This is a genomic window from Pseudomonas aeruginosa (assembly GCF_001457615.1).
GTDB lineage: Bacteria > Pseudomonadota > Gammaproteobacteria > Pseudomonadales > Pseudomonadaceae > Pseudomonas > Pseudomonas aeruginosa.
Genome location: NZ_LN831024.1, coordinates 251,731 through 266,629, shown reverse-complemented (window position 1 = coordinate 266,629; position 14,899 = coordinate 251,731). Strand labels below are relative to the sequence as shown.

The 14,899-nt window shown below is 68.1% G+C and carries 13 protein-coding genes; 3 read left to right on the top strand and 10 right to left on the bottom strand.

From position 1 onward, the window contains the following. Nucleotides 1-30: 30 nt before the first annotated feature. Nucleotides 31-1,356 carry an MFS transporter gene (locus AT700_RS01195; RefSeq protein ID WP_003101861.1) on the top strand — a complete coding sequence of 442 codons (1,326 nt, stop codon included), beginning with the start codon at nt 31-33 and terminating at the stop codon, nt 1,354-1,356. Between the two features lie 65 nt (nt 1,357-1,421). Further along, the gene (locus AT700_RS01190) at nt 1,422-2,672 is read left to right on the top strand and encodes an OprD family porin (protein ID WP_004352036.1); all 1,251 of its coding nucleotides are present in this window, start codon (nt 1,422-1,424) and stop codon (nt 2,670-2,672) included. 25 nt (nt 2,673-2,697) lie between these two features. Here the strand turns inward: AT700_RS01190 and AT700_RS01185 are convergent, their stop codons facing one another. The 4 genes from AT700_RS01185 to AT700_RS01170 form a co-directional block, all read right to left on the bottom strand. Then, on the bottom strand, nt 2,698-3,576 hold the full coding sequence (locus AT700_RS01185) for a DMT family transporter (protein WP_003101866.1): 879 nt from the start codon (nt 3,574-3,576) through the stop codon (nt 2,698-2,700). A gap of 149 nt (nt 3,577-3,725) precedes the next feature. Next, nucleotides 3,726-4,541, bottom strand: coding sequence for a sugar phosphate isomerase/epimerase family protein (locus tag AT700_RS01180; RefSeq protein WP_003101868.1), 816 nt, complete (start codon nt 4,539-4,541; stop codon nt 3,726-3,728). Nucleotides 4,542-4,563: 22 nt separating this feature from the next. Further along, complete coding sequence (locus AT700_RS01175) at nt 4,564-5,607, bottom strand: Gfo/Idh/MocA family protein (protein WP_043087161.1); 1,044 nt, start codon at nt 5,605-5,607, stop codon at nt 4,564-4,566. 242 nt (nt 5,608-5,849) lie between these two features. Further along, the gene (locus AT700_RS01170) at nt 5,850-6,629 is read right to left on the bottom strand and encodes an IclR family transcriptional regulator (RefSeq protein WP_003101874.1); all 780 of its coding nucleotides are present in this window, start codon (nt 6,627-6,629) and stop codon (nt 5,850-5,852) included. A 305-nt stretch (nt 6,630-6,934) separates the two neighbouring features. Between AT700_RS01170 and AT700_RS01165 the strand changes: the two genes are divergently transcribed. Further along, nucleotides 6,935-8,281 carry a 4-hydroxybenzoate transporter PcaK gene (locus AT700_RS01165; RefSeq protein WP_003101875.1) on the top strand — a complete coding sequence of 449 codons (1,347 nt, stop codon included), beginning with the start codon at nt 6,935-6,937 and terminating at the stop codon, nt 8,279-8,281. Nucleotides 8,282-8,823: 542 nt separating this feature from the next. Here the strand turns inward: AT700_RS01165 and AT700_RS01160 are convergent. The 6 genes from AT700_RS01160 to AT700_RS01135 form a co-directional block, all read right to left on the bottom strand. Further along, nucleotides 8,824-9,657 carry a hypothetical protein gene (locus AT700_RS01160; protein ID WP_003101885.1) on the bottom strand — a complete coding sequence of 278 codons (834 nt, stop codon included), beginning with the start codon at nt 9,655-9,657 and terminating at the stop codon, nt 8,824-8,826. A gap of 190 nt (nt 9,658-9,847) precedes the next feature. Then, nucleotides 9,848-10,789, bottom strand: a complete 942-nt coding sequence (locus AT700_RS01155) for a LysR family transcriptional regulator (protein ID WP_003084073.1) — start codon at nt 10,787-10,789, stop codon at nt 9,848-9,850. A 174-nt stretch (nt 10,790-10,963) separates the two neighbouring features. Then, nucleotides 10,964-11,365, bottom strand: a complete 402-nt coding sequence (gene pcaC, locus AT700_RS01150) for a 4-carboxymuconolactone decarboxylase (RefSeq protein WP_003084072.1) — start codon at nt 11,363-11,365, stop codon at nt 10,964-10,966. A gap of 10 nt (nt 11,366-11,375) precedes the next feature. Then, nucleotides 11,376-12,167 (bottom strand): 3-oxoadipate enol-lactonase, encoded by a 792-nt coding sequence (gene pcaD, locus AT700_RS01145; protein WP_003084070.1) that lies wholly within the window; start codon nt 12,165-12,167, stop codon nt 11,376-11,378. Nucleotides 12,168-12,181: 14 nt separating this feature from the next. Further along, nucleotides 12,182-13,561, bottom strand: a complete 1,380-nt coding sequence (locus tag AT700_RS01140; RefSeq protein ID WP_023121852.1) for a 3-carboxy-cis,cis-muconate cycloisomerase — start codon at nt 13,559-13,561, stop codon at nt 12,182-12,184. A 22-nt stretch (nt 13,562-13,583) separates the two neighbouring features. Further along, nucleotides 13,584-14,882, bottom strand: a complete 1,299-nt coding sequence (locus AT700_RS01135; RefSeq protein WP_003101889.1) for an MFS family transporter — start codon at nt 14,880-14,882, stop codon at nt 13,584-13,586. Nucleotides 14,883-14,899: the final 17 nt, after the last annotated feature.

Here is a 14,899-nt window from a genome sequence, read left to right as displayed (position 1 = left end):
GCGCCGGCCGCCGAAAGGATGGCCCCGTCAATGATCCACTCTTCCAGCTCTCGACTGCTCGCCGCCGACGCCCCGCGGGAATCCCGCGGCGGCAGGATCCGCAACGCCTTCGCCGTCGGCCGGACGCGCTGGGGCATGCTCGCCCTGGTGTTCTTCGCCACCACCCTGAACTACATCGATCGCGCCGCCCTCGGCGTGATGCAGCCGATCCTGGCCGAGAAGATGAGCTGGACGGCGATGGACTACGCCAACATCAACTTCTGGTTCCAGGTCGGCTACGCCATCGGCTTCATCCTCCAGGGCCGCTTCATCGACAAGGTCGGGGTCAAGCGCGCGTTCTTCCTCGCCGTGCTGCTCTGGAGCCTGGCCACCGGCGCCCACGGCCTGGCGACCTCGGCGGCGGGCTTCATGGTCTGCCGCTTCATCCTCGGCCTGACCGAGGCGGCCAACTACCCGGCCTGCGTGAAGACCACCCGCCTGTGGTTCCCCGCCGGGGAACGGGCGGTGGCCACCGGCATCTTCAACGCCGGCACCAATGTCGGCGCGATGGTCACCCCGGCCCTGTTGCCGCTGATCCTCGGCGTCTGGGGCTGGCAGGCGGCGTTCCTCTGCATGTCGGCGCTGGGCCTGGTCTGGCTGGTGTTCTGGTGGCGCAACTACTACAACCCCGAGGAGCATCCGCGGGTGAAGCAGAGCGAGCTGGAATACATCCAGCAGCAGGAGGAGCCGCCCGCCACCCGCGTGCCCTTCTCGCAGATTCTCCGCCGCCGCGGCACCTGGGCCTTCGCCCTGGCCTACTCGATCACCGCGCCGGTGTTCTGGTTCTACCTCTACTGGCTGCCGCCGTTCCTCAACCAGCAGTACGGCCTGGGCATCAGCGTGACGCAGATGGGCATCCCGCTGATCCTGATCTGGTTGACCGCCGACTTCGGCAGCGTCGGCGGCGGCATCCTTTCGTCCTGGCTGATCGGCCGCGGCATGCCGGCGATCCGCGCGCGCCTGCTGTCGATGCTGCTGTTCGCCTGCACCATCGTCGGCGTGGTGTTCGCCGCCAACGCCAGCGGCCTGTGGATCGCCGTGCTGGCCATCGCCCTGGCGGTCGGCGCACACCAGGCGTGGACGGCGAACATCTGGAGCCTGGTGATGGACTACACGCCCAAGCACCTGATGAGCACGGTGTTCGGCTTCGGCGGCATGTGCGCGGCGCTGGGCGGGATGTTCATGACCCAGATCGTCGGCGGCGTACTGACCGCGACGAACAACAACTACGCGGTGCTCTTCACCATGATCCCGGCGATGTACTTCATCGCCCTGACCTGGCTGTACTTCATGGCTCCGCGCCGGATCGAAGCCTGAGTCCAAGCGCCCGGCGCTCGCCGGGCACCTCCCTGCCTAAAGAACAAGAACGAAGGGACACACCCATGTCGCACCCGAGCCACGTCCGCGCGCTCTGCGCTTCCCTCTGCCTGGGCGCCGGCCTGCCAGTCCATGCCGGGCAAGGTTTCCTCGAAGATGCCAAGGCCAGCCTCACCGCGCGCAATTTCCACCTGCACCGCAACTTCGTCGGCGATGCCAGCCAGGGCAAGGCCGAGGAGTGGACGCAGAGCTTCATCCTCGACGCCCGCTCCGGCTTCACCCAGGGCAGCGTCGGCTTCGGCCTCGATGTCCTCGGTCTCTACAGCCTGAAGCTGGATGGCGGCAAGGGAACGGCCGGCACCCAACTGCTGCCGATCCACGACGACGGCCGCCCGGCCGACGACTTCGGACGCCTGGCGGTGGCCGGCAAGCTGCGCGTCTCGAACAGCGAACTGAAGATCGGCGAATGGATGCCGGTGCTGCCGATCCTCCGCTCCGACGATGGCCGCTCGCTGCCGCAGACCTTCCGCGGCGGCCAGCTCAGCGCCAACGAGATCGCCGGCCTGACCCTCTACGCCGGCCAGTTCCGCGGCAACAGCCCGCGCAACGACGCAAGCATGCAGGACATGTCGCTGTTCGGCCGGCCAGCCGCCACTTCCGACCGCTTCGATTTCGCCGGCGGCGAATATCGCTTCAATGGCGAACGCAGCCTGCTCGGCCTGTGGAACGCCGAGCTGAAGGACATCTACCGCCAACAGTACCTGCAACTGCAACACAGCCAGCCGCTCGGCGACTGGCTGCTGGGCGCCAACCTCGGCGGATTCCGTGGCCGCGACGCTGGCAGCGCGCGCGCCGGCAAGCTCGATAACCGCACCGTTTCCGCGCTGTTCTCCGCGCGCTACGGGCTGCATACCCTCTATCTCGGCCTGCAGAAGGTCAGTGGCGACGACGGCTGGATGCGGGTCAACGGCACCAGCGGCGGAACCCTGGCCAACGACAGCTACAACGCCAGCTACGACAATCCCGGCGAGCGCTCCTGGCAACTGCGCTACGACTTCGACTTCGTTGGCCTCGGCCTACCCGGCCTGACCTTCATGACCCGCTACCTGCATGGCGACCATGTGCGCCTGGCCGGAGTCACCGACGACGGCAGCGAATGGGGACGCGAGAGCGAGCTGGGCTACACGCTGCAGAGCGGCGCCTTCAAGCGTCTCAACGTCCGCTGGCGCAACTCCAGCCAGCGCCGCGACTGGGGCAGCAATACCCGCTTCGACGAGAACCGGCTGATCGTCAGCTATCCGCTGAGCCTGTTGTGAAGCCTACGCGCCGACCCCGTTGCGTTCAGCGGCCACGGCGCCAGGCGACCACCAGGCCGCTGGCGCAGATGACGAGGATGCCGAGCAGCGCCCAGGCATCCGGCACGTGGCCGAACACCAGCAGGCCGAGCAGGCCGGCGAAGATGATCTGGCCATAGCTGAACGGCGCCAGGGTCGCCGGCGGCGCATGGCGGAAGGCCTGGGTCAGCAGCAGGTGGCCGCCCATGCCGCAACCGCCCAGGGCGATCATCATCAGGCCGTGGAGAAGACTTGGAGTCTGCCAGAAGAACGGCACCAGCAGGCTCATGATGAGCGTGTTGAAGATGCCGGCGAGGAAGTTGCTGGTGGTCGGGCTGTCGCTGTTGGCGAGCATCCGCGTGAGCAGTTGGTAGAGCCCGAAGCACAGCGCCGAGCCGAGCGGGAACAACGCCGCCGGGGTGAACAGCGCGCCACCGGGACGCACGATGAAGAGCACGCCGATGAAGCCGGTGAGCACCGCCAGCCATTGACCGAGGCTGACCTTCTCCTTCAGCAACGGCACGGATAACGCGGTCACCAGCAGCGGCGCCAGGAAGTTCACCGCGGTCGCCTCGGCCAAGGGCAGGTAGCGCAGGCCGGTGGTGAAGAACAGGCTGGTGCCGATCAGGCACAGCGCCCGCGCCAATTGCATGAGCGGACGGCGGCTGCGGATCACCGCGAGGCCGTTGCGCGGCACGAACACGGCGACCATCAGCAGGGTGTGCACCAGGTAGCGGGCCCAGACCACCATGACGATCGGGTAGAAACCGGAAAGGAACTTGGACAACCCGTCGTGGCTGGCGAACAGGAACACCGCGGCACAGATCAGCAGGATGCCGCGCAGGGTCTGGTCGCTGGCGGGCAGCGGGGAGGTGGATGCGTTCATCGGAGGGTCCGGGCACCAGGGCAAATCGATAGCAGGCTATTTATTCTGACGGTACCCGCCATCGAGGAAAGAAACGATCGGCTTCAACGTTTGGAAACTATAGAACCCCGTTCCATTATGCAAACGGGCAACCTGCCTGCGCGGTGGCGCTACAGGCGGGCGAGCAGCGCCCGGGTCCGCTCGATCGCCAGCCGCGCCCGCTCCGTGCCATCCACGCCGCGCGCGAGCAAATCCAGCGCGGGCACCTCCAGGCTCAGCGGCAGGTTCTCCGGCAGGGCGCGCAGCAGCGCCAGCAGATCGAGCCCGCCATCGCCAGGGAAACGCCGTTCCTCGCGGGCCTGGCGAAGGATTTCGTCCATCGACGTCGGACGCGGCCCGACGACATCGCAGAGTTGCGCGTAGCCCAGGCGCGCAGGCGGGATCGCCCGCAGGTCTTCCAGGCTGCTGGCCGAGCGGTCGAAATGGAAGGCGTCCAGCAACAGGCCGGCGTTGTCCCGCGCCGCCGCCTCGACCACCCGCGCGGCCTGCCGCAGGTCGCGGATCCCGGTCCAGGGCATGAACTCCAGGTGCGGGTCGAGGCCGAGCGGCCGCGCCAGGTCGCACAACGCGGCGAAATTGTCCGCGCTGCGCCGTTCGTCGTCATCGTTGCCGGCCACCAGCACATAGCGCGCGCCGAACTCGGCGCCGACCTCCAGCACCGCGGCGAACTCGCCGACGCGGGTGTCCGGACGCAGGCGCAGGATCTCCACGTCCAGCGTGCGCACTCCGCTGTCGCGCAGCCGCGCCAGGGTCCGCCGGCGCAGGCCGGCATCGGCCAGCAGCGGATAGTGGTGCTCTTCCACGGTGGCCGGCACCAGGCGCAGGCCGACATGACTGTAGCCGGCGCGGGCGGCAGCCTCGACCATGTCCGGGGGCGACAGCTCGAGCACGGTGAGCGCCGCCAGGGAAAGAATCCTCGATTCCATGCACTACCTCATCGTCAGCGGTTCAGAAACTGGCCGGCGCGCAGGCCCGGCCACTGCGCGCGGCCTCGCGAACCGCCTCGACCAGCGCCAGGGTGCGAGCGGCGTCGGTGGCATCCATCAATGGCGCTTCCTCGCCCCGCGCGACCCGGACGAAGTGCTCTAGCTGGCGTTGCAGGGGATCGCCTGTCGCCACGGCCTCCACGCTGGCCGCCAGCGGGTCGTGCCAGCCCTGCCGGGCCTCGGCGTAGCGCCAGCGGCGGAGCTGGGGAAGGCTCAGGGCACCCTCGGTGCCGGCCAGCAGGTAGCAGGGTTGCTCGGCCTGGCGCGGATAGACCGGGTTCTCCCCGGCTGCCAGCTCCCAGCTCCAGGGCGCCGCCGCAGCGTCGCAACCGGACAGGCTGCCCAGGGCGCCATTGGCGAAGCGCAGGAGCAGCGCGATGTTGTCTTCGTTGGGCAGGCCACGGATGGCGTTGCCGGCCAGCGCCTGCACCTCCCGCACTTCCCCGCACAGGTGGCGGAGCAGGTCGAGGTCATGGATCAGGTTGGTCAGCAACATTCCCGCGCCGGGCTCGCGACGCCAGGCCACCTCGAAATAACTGTCGGGCTTCTTCAACTGCCAGAGCGCGGTGACCGACAGCAACCGACCGAGCGCGCCCTCGGCGATCAATTGGCGCGCCCGCACGACCAGCGGATTGTGCCGACGATGGTGACCGACCAGCAGCGGAACGCCAGATCGCCGGGCGACGGCCACCAGCTCGCTCACTTCGTCGAGCTGCACGCCGACCGGTTTTTCCAGCAGCAGCGGCACCCCGGCGGCGAGGCAGTCGAGGGCGGTGGCGACATGCAGGTTGTTCGGATTGGCGACGATCGCCGCTTGCGGCCGGGCTTCTTCCAGCAACCTCCGATGATCGCCGAACCAGGGCACGCCGGCATCCGCGGCGAACGCCTGGCCCTGGGGATCGGCCACCGCACACAGGCGCGCACCGGCGATTCGCTGCAAGCGGTGGTAATGCTGGCGGCCCATATTGCCGGCGCCGATGAGGGCGATGCGAAGCGGTGCGTCCAAGGCGGTCCCCAATCGTTGTTTTCTTGTTCGCTTCAAGATTCCAGAACGTCGTTCCAGATTTAGCGAGGGAGATTATTTGAACGAATGGCTGGCCCCGCGCAAGAGCGGTTCGAGACGGCACTACCGCCGGGGCATCCATGGAAGTGCGGAAAGGCCCGCCGCATGCGGGCTCGTGACAGGCAAGAAAGCGTTCGCTATTCGAACGCTGATGTCGGGAAAGGACTGGGGCCGGGCCGGATGGCTCAGCGGAACAGCTCGGACGCCTGGCTGGCGTGGGACAGGTCCTGCGCCGCGGCCAGGAGCAGGGGCGCCAGTTCGTGCATGCGCGCCTCGCCGAAGCGTGCGCTCGGCCCGGCCACGCTGAGCACGCCGAGAGCCCGTCCGTCCTCGGGGTGGCGCACCAGTGCGGCCATCGCCGCCATGCCCGGCGCCGAGCATTCGATCTGCCAGGCATAGCCGTGCTCGCGGGCGCGCTTCAGGTAGCGCAGCAGCTCGCTCCTGGAGCGCGGCGCGTTGGGACCGAAGTCCCGCGCCGCCCCTACGCCCTGGCGCTCCACCAGCGCCAGCGCCGCCTTGTCGCTCAGGCTGGCCAGCCAGGCGTGCCCGGATGCGGTGTAGAACAGCGGCGCCTCGCGCCCCATGTCGGGGTCGTAGCGTAGCCCGGAGGTGGCGCCCTGGGACTTGGCGATCCAGGTCTGGCGATCGCCTTCGATCACCCCCAGGCGCACCAGTTCGCCGGTCTCCCGGGCGAGCCCGTCGAGCACCGGCTGGACCAGGTCGACCACCCCGCTGGAAGCGAGAAAGCGGAAGCCCAGCGCGGCCAGGCGGGTGCTGAGGCGGTAGCGGCTGGTGTCGTCGTCCTGGCGCACGTAGCCGAGCCGGATCAGCTCGGCGAGCATGCGGTGCGCGGCGCTCTTGGGGATATCCAGGCGGTCCGCCAGTTGTTGCAGGGGCAGGCCACGGGCATCGCTGGCGAGGAGTTCGAGCAAGCCGAGGGCGCGTTCGATGAGGCTACCGGCCATGGAGGGGCGTTCCTGAGTCGAGGAAAGGCAGGATTCTAGAATCTGGTTCCGGATTTTCACAGCCTGGCGAAGGTCGAGATTTCACAGGGTTTCGTTCGATCAGCGAACCGATAAACGATTATCGGATTGCCACTCCCCATGGCCCTCCGTAATGTGTCTGCACCCCGGCAGGCCGAGCGCCTCCGCTACAAAAACAACAGGGGAATCCCGACATGCCGCAGCACGCCTTGCCTTCCGCCGCCTGCACCTGAGCCACGCGTCCGACCCTCGTCCCACGCCCTCACTCTCGCCGCGGAACCCGTCCCATGAACAGCCCCAGCCTGCCCGCCGTCGAACGACTCGACGTGCAAGCCTTCATCAATGCCCAGCCGCTTTCGCCGTACCAATGGCGGATCGTCCTGCTGTGCTTCCTGATCGTCTTCCTCGATGGCCTCGACACCGCCGCGATGGGCTTCATCGCTCCGGCGCTGACCCAGGACTGGGGCATCGACCGCGCCAGCCTCGGGCCGGTGATGAGCGCCGCGCTGATCGGCATGGTCTTCGGCGCCCTCGGCTCCGGACCGCTGGCCGACCGCTACGGACGCAAGCTGGTATTGGTCGCGGCGGTCTTCCTCTTCGGCCTGTTCAGCCTGGCCTCGGCCTACAGCACCAACGTCGAGCAACTGCTGGCGCTGCGCTTCCTCACCGGCCTCGGCCTCGGCGCGGCGATGCCCAACGCCACCACCCTGCTTTCCGAATACACCCCCGAGCGCCTCAAGTCGCTGCTGGTGACCAGCATGTTCTGTGGCTTCAACCTGGGCATGGCCTGCGGCGGATTCGTCTCGGCGAAGCTGATCCCGCTGTTCGGCTGGCACAGCCTGCTGCTGCTCGGCGGCCTGCTACCGCTGGTCCTGGCGGTAGTCCTGCTGTTCCGCCTGCCGGAATCGGCGCGCTACCTGGTGGTGCGCAACCGCGGCAGCGAGCGGGTACGCCAGGTGCTGGCCCCCATCGCCCCGGCGCAGGTGGCGCTGGCACGGAGTTTCCACGTCCCCGAGCAGCAGACGGTGCAGGCCCGCAACGTGTTCGCGGTGATCTTTTCCGGTACCTACAGCGCCGGCACCCTGCTGCTCTGGCTGACCTACTTCATGGGCCTGGTGATCGTCTACCTGCTCACCAGCTGGCTGCCGACCCTGATGCGCGATAGCGGCGCGAGCCTGGAGCAGGCGGCGTTCATCGGCGCGCTGTTCCAGTTCGGCGGGGTGCTCAGCGCCGTAGCGGTGGGCTGGGCGATGGATCGCTTCAACCCGCACAAGGTGATCGGCCTGTTCTACCTGCTGGCGGGGGTGTTCGCCTGGTGCGTCGGCCAGAGCCTCGGCCAGGTCACCCTGCTGGCGACCCTGGTGCTGCTGGCCGGCATGTGCATCAACGGCGCGCAGTCGGCGATGCCGTCGCTGGCGGCGCGCTTCTATCCGACCCAGGGGCGGGCCACGGGGGTCTCCTGGATGCTCGGTATCGGCCGCTTCGGCGCCATCCTCGGCGCCTGGATCGGCGCCACCCTGCTGGGCCTGGGCTGGAACTTCGAACAGGTGCTGACCGCCCTGGTGCTGCCGGCTGCACTGGCCACCGCCGCGGTGCTGCTGAAGGGGTTGGTCAGTCACGCGGATGCGGGGTGAAACTGCCCCATCGCGTAGGACGCATAACCGCTTGCGGTTATCCGCCGCCGGGCTTCGGTGTATCGGCGGATAACGCCGATGGCGTTATTCGCCCTACTCCAAGGGTAGGCATCGCGTAGGGCGAATAACCGCTTGCGGTTATCCGCCGTCGGGCTTCGGTGTATCGGCGGATAACGCCGGTGGCGTTATTCGCCCTACCCCAAGGGTGGGCGTCGCGTAGGGTGCATAACCGCTTGCGGTTATCCGCCGCCGGGCTTCGGTGTATCGGCGGATAACGCCGATGGCGTTATTCGCCCTACCCCAGGGGTCGGCATCGCGTAGGACGCATAACCGCTTGCGGTTATCCGCCGCCGGGCTTCGGTGTATCGGCGGATAACGCCGGTGGCGTTATTCGCCCTACCCCAGGGGTGGGCATCGCGTAGGGCGCATAACCGCTTGCGGTTATCCGCCGCCGGGCTTCGGTGTATCGGCGGATAACGCCGGTGGCGTTATCCGCCCTACCCCAGGGTTGGCGGCATCGCGTAGGGCGACGGCGCTTCGCTTCAGAAGGTGAATTCCATATTCAACGTCGGCGTCGAGGTGCGGCTGCCGGTGCCACCGTCGACGCCGAACTTGTTGTGCCAATACTCGTAGCCGACGCCGAGCCACAGGTTCGGCTGGCGCTTGTCGCCTGGCAGGGCGGCGACCATCAGGGCGGTGCGGACCAGGGTTTCCGCCGCGGTGTCCTTGTCGTTGTAGTCCTCGCCCTTCTCTCCCACGTAGTTGACGAAGCCCTGGAACTTCGCCGCATGGTTGCCGACCTTGAACGGCCGCATCCAGGTCAGGTTGAGCATGTAGGTGGTGTCGAAGGTGTGGTCGGGATGGCGCGCGCCGGGCACGCCGAAGTGGTTCTTCTCGCGGTAGTAGAGCAGGCTCAGGTCGAGCACGCCGGGACCGTTGAACTTGAGGGTCGGGCCGAACACCAGGGCGCGCTTCTTGGCCGAAGCCAGGTTGTTGTTGCGGCTGGCGTCGAAGCCCAGGGTGAAGGCGTAGTCCTTGACCAGGCCGGTGCCCAGCGGCCGGTCGAACACCCGCGAAGCGTAGAGCTGGTGGCGGTAGACCGCATAGACTTCGCTGCCACCATGGTCGGTGCCCTTGCGCGGGTCGCGGTTGTCGGAAAGGAACACATCGAGATTGAAGAAATTGCTGCCGTAGCGATAGCCGTCGGCGTGGGTGAAGCTGTAGATGCGCTTGGCGAACTTGTCCGGGTTGTTCGGGTTGGTGAATTGCTGGCCGTAACGGAAACCGACGCTGTTGCTCATCCATTCCAGCGCCATGCTCTCCCCGGCGCCGACAAGCGCGATCAGGGCGGCGGCGCCCTGCATCATCTTCTTCATGCTGTGTGTCCTGCTGGTTGCTTGTTGTTCTTGTGGCGACTCAGCCCCCGGTTTCGCGCCGGGGTCGCGGGGCAGTATCGGCACTTCGCCGCGCTGACCAAAGAACAGAATATCGAACATGCCGATGCCGAAACGGCATCAGCGGACGGGCAAGCTCGGGCAAGCCGTCTGGCATCGGCGCGAGCGCCGCTCAGGCCTCGTTCAGGCGCGCTTCCTCGCGCTCGCGCAGGCGCACTTCCTCGGCGATCTGCCGGGCCAGGGCGTCCACCGCCACCGGCAGGTAGCGGCCGGTGCGCACGTAGAGGCCGAGGTCGCTGTGGATGCCGCCATTGTCTTTCAGCGGCAGGAAACGCAGCTCGCCCTGGGCGATGTCGGCCTCGATCCCCAGGCGGGTCTGGAAGGCGACGCCGAGCCCGCGCCGCGCCAGTTGTCGCGACAGCTCCAGGGAGCTGCTCTCCAGCACCGCCCGGCGCGGTTCGCGCAAACGGCGCTGGAGCGGCGCCAGCAGGTGATGGATGGACAGCTCGCTCTTGGCCATGATCAGGCCATGTTCGACGCAATCGGCGAAGGCGATGGCCTGGTGTCGCGCCAACGGGTGCTGCGGGGAGACGATGGCACCGAGGCGGAAATGGCCGACGCTGACCTGTTGCAGGTCGGCGCTGCGCGGCAGGGCGAAGGCCAGGCCGAGGTCGACCGCGCCACTGCTCACCGCCTCGGGTATCGCCTGGGAACCGAGCAGGGTGACGCCGACGGTGATGTCCGGGTAGCGTTCGCGCATCGCCTTGAGCACGCAGGGCAGCAGGTCGCTGGTCACCGCTTCGATGGTGGCGATCTCCACATGGCCGGTGCGCAGGCCTTGCAGCGCGTCCAGTTCGGAACGCACGCGCTCCATGTCCTGCAGGACCACGGTGACGTGGCGCGCGAAGATCTCCCCGGCTCCGGTCAGGCGCAGGCCGCCGGGCAGGCGGTCGAACAGCGGCGCGCCGATCTCGTCCTCCAGCTTGAGGATCTGCCGGTTCACCGCCGACGAGGCGACGTTCAGGCGCCGCGCGGCTTCGCGGATCGAATGGCAGCGGCGAACCATGTCGAAGTAGTGGATCGCGGGCGCGTGGATATGCAGCTTGCGGCTCATGGCGGACCGAAGGGATGACGGAGCTGTCGACCTTCCGGGAAACGCCGGCGATTGGCAAGGGGAAGCGCCGCCTTGCCGACCCACGCGCAGGACGGATAACCGCCGTTGGCCCTCGGGGTATCGGCGGATAACGCCTGCGACGCCATTCGCCCTACCGCTAGCGCCGCCGGCGACCTACCGGGACGCCTGCTGCGACTCCACGCCAAGCTCGTCCCACACCGATTCGGCCAGGTGGAAGGTCGCGTTGGCCGCGGGAATACCGCAGTAGATGGCGCTCTGCATGATCACTTCCTTGATCTCGTCGCGGCTCACCCCGTTGTTCTTCGCCGCGCGCAGATGCAGCTTGAGTTCCTCGTTGCGGTTCATGCCGATCAGCATGGCGATGGTGACCAGGCTGCGGGTGTGTCGCGGCAGCCCCGGACGGGTCCAGATGTCGCCCCAGGCGTGGCGGGTGATCATCTCCTGGAACTCTTCGTTGAACGGCGTCAGGTTGGCCAGGCTGCGCTCGACATGGGCGTCGCCGAGCACCGCGCGGCGCACTTGCATGCCGGCTTCGTAGCGTTGTTTCTCGTCCATCGGCGGCTCCTCAGGCGGACAGCAGGAAATCGACCAGGCGGCGGCTGAAGGCGTCGCCCGCTTCGACGTTGGACAGGTGCGCGGCGGCGAACTCGACCAACTGCGCGTCGGCGATGCGCGCCTGCATGAAGCGGGCGTTGTCCGGAGTGGTCACGGCATCGTGGCTGCCGGCGACGATCAGCGTCGGCGCCTGGACCAGCCCGAGCTGCTCGCGGAAATCGGCGTCGCGTACCGCAGCGCAGTTGGCCGCGTAGCCCTGCGGCGAGGTGGCCGCGAGCATCGCGACGATGCGCTCGACCTGCGCCGGTTCGCGCTCGGCGAAGCCCGCGGTGAACCAGCGCGCCACCGAGGCGTCGCGCAGGTCACGCATGGCCTGCTCGCCGCCTTTCAGGACGGTATCGATGCGGGTGTTCCAGACCTCGTCGCTGGCAATCTTCGCCGCGGTGTTGCACAGCACCAGCCGGCCGAGCCGCTCGCCGGCGTGGATGCCCAGCCACTGGCCGATCAGGCCGCCCATGGACAGCCCGCAGAAATGCACGCGCGGCAGCTCGAGGGCATCGAGCAGGGCAAGCACGTCGGCGCCGAGCTGGCCGATGGCGTACGGTCCGGGGGTGACCAGCGAGGCGCCGTGGCCGCGGGTGTCGTAGCGCAGCACGCGGAAATGGGCGGTGAGTGCGGGGATCTGCGTGTCCCACATGCCCAGGTCGGTGCCCAGCGAGTTTGACAACAGCAGGACCGGCGCGCCGGCCGGTCCTTCCAGGGAGTAGTTCAGGTCGCCGTCGGCGAGGCGTACGGTTGGCACGAAGGGATCTCCAGTCAGGCGGGATGGGGTTCGAAGCCCAGGGCATGGTGTTCGGCGAGCGCGCGCTCGACCCAGGCGCGGGCCTGGCCGAGGTAATGGGCGGGATCGAGCAGGCGGTCCAGTTCGTCGCCGGACAACTCGGCGCTCACCCGCGCCTCTTCGCCGAGCACCGCGCGCAACTCGCGGCGATGCTCGACGGCGCGGCGGCAGCACTGTTCCACCAGATGGTGCGCGGCTTCGCGGCCGATACGGCGGGCCAGGGCGATGCTCACCGCCTCGGCGAGCACCAGGCCGTGGGTCAGGCCAAGGTTGCGGCGCATCCGCTGGGCGTCCACCTCCAGGCCTTCGAGCAGGCCGATCGCCTGTTGCAGCGCGCCGGCAACCAGGCAACAGAGTTCCGGCAGGGTTTCCCACTCGGCGTGCCAGAGACCGAGGCTGCGCTCGTGTTCCTGCGGCATCGCCGCGAACAGGGTCGAGACCAGCCCCGGCGCACGGGTGGCGGCGGCGATCAGCACCGCGCTGCTCACCGGGTTGCGCTTGTGCGGCATGGTCGAGGAACCGCCGCGCCCGGCGCCGGCCGGCTCGAAGACCTCGCCGGCCTCGGTCTGCATCAGCAGGCTGACATCGCGACCGAACTTGCCGAGGCTACCGGCCACCAGGCCGAGCACGCTGGCGAATTCCACCAGGCGGTCGCGCTGGGTGTGCCAGGGTTGTTCGGGCAAAGCCAGGCCCAGCTCCTCGGCCAGCGCCGCGGCCACCGGCAGGGCCTGTTCGCCGAGCGCGGCGAGCGTCCCCGAGGCGCCACCGAATTGCAGCACCAGCAGGCGCGGGCGCAACTCGCGCAGGCGCTGGCGGTGCCGGGTCAAGGCACCGAGCAGGCCGGCGAGCTTCATGCCCAGGGTCACCGGGGTGGCGTGCTGCAACCAGGTGCGCCCGGCCAGCGGCGTGTCGGCATGCCGTTCGGCCTGGTCCGCCAGGACCTCGGCAAGACGTTGCAGATCCTGCTCGAGCAAGGCCAGCGCACGGCGCAGTTGCAGCACCAGGCCGCTGTCCATGGCGTCCTGGCTGGTGGCGCCGAGATGCACGTAGCGCTCGGCCTCGGCGTCGCCAGCCGCCACCTGGCGGCCCAGCGCCTTGACCAGCGGGATCGCCGAGTTGCCGGCAGTGGCGACCGCCTCGGCCAGCGCCAGCGGGTCGTACAGTTCGGCGCGGCAGGCCGCCTCGATCGGCGCCACCGCCGTCGCGGGAACCACCCCGGTGCGCGCCTCGGCGCGGGCCAGGGCGGCCTCGAAGTCGAGCATGCCTTGCAGGCGGCCGCGGTCGGAGAACACCGCGCGCATCGGCGCCGCCATGAAATAGGCATCGAACAACTGGTTGGCGGGTACGTCGCTCATCGGTTTTCCTTTTCCCGGCCCGTCAGGGCTCGTCGTTCAGGTAGCTGACCTTGCGCAGGTCCGGCAGGCTCACGCAGACCAGCAGCGCCAGCAGGCACATGGCTGAAACATACCAGTAGAAGACGTTCTCCATCCCTACCGACTTCAGCCCCAGGGCGACGTACTCGGCCGAGCCGCCGAAGATCGCGTTGCCCACCGCGTAGGACACTCCGACGCCGAGGGCGCGCACCTCCGGCGGGAACATCTCGGCCTTGATCAGGCCGCTGATGGAGGTGTACAGGCTGACGATGGCCAGCGCCAGGATGATCAGGAAGAAGGCCATGTAGGGACTGCTCACGGTCTTCAGCGCGAGCAGGATCGGCAGGGTGCAGAGCGTGCCCAGGGTGCCGAACCAGAGCATCGAGGTCTTGCGCCCGATGCGATCGGAAAGCATGCCGAACAGCGGTTGCATCAGCATGTACGCCAGCAGGGCGAAGGTCATCACCGCGCTGGCGGTCTTGGCGCTCATCCCGGCGGTGTTGACCAGGTACTTCTGCATGTAGGTGGTGAAGGTGTAGAAGATCAGCGAGCCGCCGGCGGTGAAGCCGAGCACGGTGAAGAAGGCCCGCTTGTGCTTGAACAGCTCGGCGAAGGTGCCGGATTCCTTGCGCTCCAGGGTCGACTTCGAAGCGGTCTCGTTCAGCGAGCGCCGCAGCCAGAGGGCGATCACCGCGGTGATCGCGCCGATCACGAAGGGGATCCGCCAGCCCCAGGCGCGCAGTTCGTCCTCGCTCAGCAACTGCTGCAGGATCACCACCACCAGCACCGCCAGCAACTGTCCGCCGATCAGGGTGACGTACTGGAACGAGGCGAAGAAGCCGCGCTGGCCCTTGAGCGCCACCTCGCTCATGTAGGTCGCGCTGGTGCCGTACTCGCCGCCCACCGACAGGCCCTGGAACATCCGCGCCAGCAACAGCAGGGCCGGCGCCAGGGTGCCGATGCTGGCGTAGGTGGGCATGCAGGCGATCGCCAGGGAGCCGGCGCACATCATCACCACCGAGATCAGCATGGCGGTCTTGCGCCCGTGCTTGTCGGCGATGCGGCCGAACATCCAGCCGCCGATGGGGCGCATGAGGAAGCCGGCGGCGAAGACCCCGGCGGTGTTCAGCAACTGCACCGTGGGGTTGTCGGAGGGGAAGAAGGCCGGTGCGAAGTAGATCGCGCAGAAGGCGTAGACGTAGAAGTCGAACCATTCCACGAGGTTGCCGGAGGAGGCGCCGACGATGGCGAAGATGCGCTTGCGGCGTTCTTCGTTGCTGTACTGGTGAACAGGGGCAGTCATGCTGTTGTTCTCTCGAC

What these genes read in the sequence shown, in the direction of transcription:
- AT700_RS01195 (WP_003101861.1), top strand. Translation starts at nt 31, where the DNA reads ATGATCCACTCTTCCAGCTCTCGACTGCTCGCCGCCGACGCCCCGCGG.
- AT700_RS01190 (WP_004352036.1), top strand. Translation starts at nt 1,422, where the DNA reads ATGTCGCACCCGAGCCACGTCCGCGCGCTCTGCGCTTCCCTCTGCCTG.
- AT700_RS01185 (WP_003101866.1), bottom strand. Translation starts at nt 3,576, where the DNA reads ATGAACGCATCCACCTCCCCGCTGCCCGCCAGCGACCAGACCCTGCGC.
- AT700_RS01180 (WP_003101868.1), bottom strand. Translation starts at nt 4,541, where the DNA reads ATGGAATCGAGGATTCTTTCCCTGGCGGCGCTCACCGTGCTCGAGCTG.
- AT700_RS01170 (WP_003101874.1), bottom strand. Translation starts at nt 6,629, where the DNA reads ATGGCCGGTAGCCTCATCGAACGCGCCCTCGGCTTGCTCGAACTCCTC.
- AT700_RS01165 (WP_003101875.1), top strand. Translation starts at nt 6,935, where the DNA reads ATGAACAGCCCCAGCCTGCCCGCCGTCGAACGACTCGACGTGCAAGCC.
- AT700_RS01160 (WP_003101885.1), bottom strand. Translation starts at nt 9,657, where the DNA reads ATGAAGAAGATGATGCAGGGCGCCGCCGCCCTGATCGCGCTTGTCGGC.
- AT700_RS01155 (WP_003084073.1), bottom strand. Translation starts at nt 10,789, where the DNA reads ATGAGCCGCAAGCTGCATATCCACGCGCCCGCGATCCACTACTTCGAC.
- pcaC (WP_003084072.1), bottom strand. Translation starts at nt 11,365, where the DNA reads ATGGACGAGAAACAACGCTACGAAGCCGGCATGCAAGTGCGCCGCGCG.
- AT700_RS01140 (WP_023121852.1), bottom strand. Translation starts at nt 13,561, where the DNA reads ATGAGCGACGTACCCGCCAACCAGTTGTTCGATGCCTATTTCATGGCG.
- AT700_RS01135 (WP_003101889.1), bottom strand. Translation starts at nt 14,882, where the DNA reads ATGACTGCCCCTGTTCACCAGTACAGCAACGAAGAACGCCGCAAGCGC.